The organism is Winogradskyella sp. ECml5-4, from assembly GCF_036903175.1.
GTDB lineage: Bacteria > Bacteroidota > Bacteroidia > Flavobacteriales > Flavobacteriaceae > Winogradskyella > Winogradskyella damuponensis.
This window is the reverse complement of record NZ_JAYJLF010000013.1, coordinates 1-3,294: the sequence shown is the minus strand read 5'-3', so window position 1 is coordinate 3,294 and position 3,294 is coordinate 1. Positions and strand designations below refer to the sequence as shown.

The window sequence follows — 3,294 nt, the reverse complement described above, 5'->3', positions numbered from 1 at the left end:
ATTCAATTCCAAATAAAGAATGAAGATAATAAAAAAGGTTAATTGATTTACTTCACGATAGATTCTAAAACAAAAAACCCTTACTAGATATCTAGTAAGGGTTTTCAAAAAAGGCGGCGACCTACTCTTCCACAGTAAAGCAGTACCATCGGCGCAAACGGGCTTAACTACTCTGTTCGGAATGGTAAGAGGTGAGCCCCGTCGCTATAACCACCTTAAGTTTTTATCTTGAACTTGGTTCAAGACCTTGGCTGTTATAAATAATCAACACTAATATTGTTGACATATTGAAAAAAAGACATGATTTTGTAAGTAAACTTTAATAAAAAAACAGACTTGCTCAGCAATCATTACTGGTCACTGAGCAAAGTCGAAGTGACAATAAACCTATGGGTTATTAGTACTACTCGGCTATGACATTACTGCCTTTACACCTATAGCCTATCAACGTGGTCATCTTCCACGACCCTTTAAAGAAATCTCATCTTGTGGTGGGTTTCGCGCTTATATGCTTTCAGCGCTTATCCCTTCCGAACGTAGCTACCCTGCAATGCTCCTGGCGGAACAACAGGTACACCAGAGGTTCGTCCAACTCGGTCCTCTCGTACTAGAGTCAGATCCACTCAAATTTCTAACGCCCACAGTAGATAGAGACCGAACTGTCTCACGACGTTCTGAACCCAGCTCGCGTGCCACTTTAATGGGCGAACAGCCCAACCCTTGGGACCTTCTCCAGCCCCAGGATGTGACGAGCCGACATCGAGGTGCCAAACCCCCCCGTCGATATGAGCTCTTGGGGGAGATCAGCCTGTTATCCCCGGAGTACCTTTTATCCTTTGAGCGATGGCCCTTCCATACGGAACCACCGGATCACTATGCTCTACTTTCGTACCTGATCGACCTGTATGTCTCTCAGTCAAGCTCCCTTATGCCATTGCACTCTACGCACGGTTACCAAGCGTGCTGAGGGAACCTTTAGAAGCCTCCGTTACTCTTTTGGAGGCGACCACCCCAGTCAAACTACCCACCAAGCACTGTCCCTGGTTAGAGGTTAGACTCTAGATAAGCAAAGGGTGGTATTTCAACAATGACTCCACAACGCCTAGCGACGCCACTTCAAAGTCTCCCACCTATCCTACACATTACTTATCCAAAGCCAATACTAAGCTATAGTAAAGGTTCACGGGGTCTTTTCGTCCCACTGCGGGTAATCGGCATCTTCACCGATACTACAATTTCACCGAGCTCATGGCTGAGACAGTGTCCAGATCGTTACACCATTCGTGCAGGTCGGAACTTACCCGACAAGGAATTTCGCTACCTTAGGACCGTTATAGTTACGGCCGCCGTTTACTGGGGCTTCATTTGAGATCTTCGAAGTAAACTTCTAAACCCTCCACTTAACCTTCCAGCACCGGGCAGGTGTCAGGCCCTATACATCATCTTTCGATTTAGCAGAGCCCTGTGTTTTTGATAAACAGTCGCCTGGACTTTTTCACTGCGGCCCCCCCAGAGGGGGGCGACGCTTCTCCCGAAGTTACGCGTCAATTTTGCCTAGTTCCTTAGCCATGAATCTCTCGAGCACCTTAGAATTCTCATCCCAACTACCTGTGTCGGTTTAGGGTACGGGCTGCTTCACTCGCTTTTCTTGGAAGTCGATTTGCTAGATTATCACCTTGACCGTAGTCTCAGTGTACTATCGCGGTATTACTACTCGCTTCAACGTACTATTCCGTCAGTACGCACTAACTTTTCGCCTCCGTCACTTTTAGTGTGAGCAGGTACAGGAATATTAACCTGTTGTCCATCCACTACCCCTTTCGGGTTCGCGTTAGGTCCCGACTAACCCTCAGCTGATTAGCATAGCTGAGGAAACCTTAGTCTTTCGGTGTGCGGGTTTCTCGCCCGCATTATCGTTACTTATGCCTACATTTTCTTTTGTAGCTTCTCCAGCATGCCTCACAGCACACCTTCGACGACACTACAATGCTCCCCTACCACTTTTACAAGTCCATAGCTTCGGTAATATGTTTATGCCCGATTATTATCCATGCCGAACCGCTCGACTAGTGAGCTGTTACGCACTCTTTAAATGAATGGCTGCTTCCAAGCCAACATCCTAGCTGTCTAAGCAGTTCAACCTCGTTTATTCAACTTAACATATATTTGGGGACCTTAGCTGATGGTCTGGGTTCTTTCCCTCTCGGACATGGACCTTAGCACCCATGCCCTCACTGCTGATTAACATTTTATAGCATTCGGAGTTTGTCAGGAATTGGTAGGCGGTGAAGCCCCCGCATCCAATCAGTAGCTCTACCTCTATAAAACTATAAATCAACGCTGCACCTAAATGCATTTCGGGGAGTACGAGCTATTTCCGAGTTTGATTGGCCTTTCACCCCTACCCACAGGTCATCCGAACACTTTTCAACGTATATCGGTTCGGGCCTCCACTGTGTGTTACCACAGCTTCACCCTGCCCATGGGTAGATCACACGGTTTCGCGTCTACCACTACTAACTAAAGCGCCCTATTCAGACTCGCTTTCGCTACGGATCCGGACCTGAAGTCCTTAACCTTGCTAGCAACGGTAACTCGTAGGCTCATTATGCAAAAGGCACGCCGTCACAGATCAAGTCTGCTCCGACCGCTTGTAAGCGTATGGTTTCAGGTTCTATTTCACTCCCTTATTCAGGGTTCTTTTCACCTTTCCCTCACGGTACTAGTTCACTATCGGTCTCTCAGGAGTATTTAGCCTTATCGGATGGTCCCGACTGATTCACACAGGGTTTCACGTGCCCCGCACTACTCAGGATACCACTATCTAATCATTCTTTACTTATACGGGACTATCACCCTCTTTGGTCAGTCTTTCCAAACTGTTCTAATTCATTATGAGTCGAATATCGTGGTCCTACAACCCCAGCATTGCCGTAACAATACTGGTTTGGGCTAATCCAATTTCGCTCGCCGCTACTATCGGAATCACTTTTGTTTTCTTCTCCTCCGGGTACTTAGATGTTTCAGTTCTCCGGGTTCGCCTCCTTGCGGATACTATATCTTCAATATAGTGGGTTGCCCCATTCGGATATCTACGGATCAATTTGTATGTGCCAATCCCCGTAGCTTTTCGCAGCTTATCACGTCCTTCATCGCCTCTGAGAGCCTAGGCATTCCCCATACGCTCTTATTTAGCTTATTGTACTTTTGTCTTTTTAATGAGTTACTATTTAAATCTTATCCGAAGATAAAACTTAAATTTATGATTAATTAAAAGCTCGTAAACCTTAATTA

General features: G+C 46.3%; 2 rRNA genes. Both read right to left on the bottom strand.

Features of this window, described 5'->3' with window-relative positions:
- Positions 1 to 108 precede the first annotated feature (108 nt).
- A 5S ribosomal RNA gene (gene rrf, locus VDP25_RS13930) occupies positions 109 to 218 on the bottom strand.
- A 159-nt stretch (positions 219 to 377) separates the two neighbouring features.
- Positions 378 to 3,202: ribosomal RNA gene (locus VDP25_RS13925) — 23S ribosomal RNA — on the bottom strand.
- Positions 3,203 to 3,294: the final 92 nt, after the last annotated feature.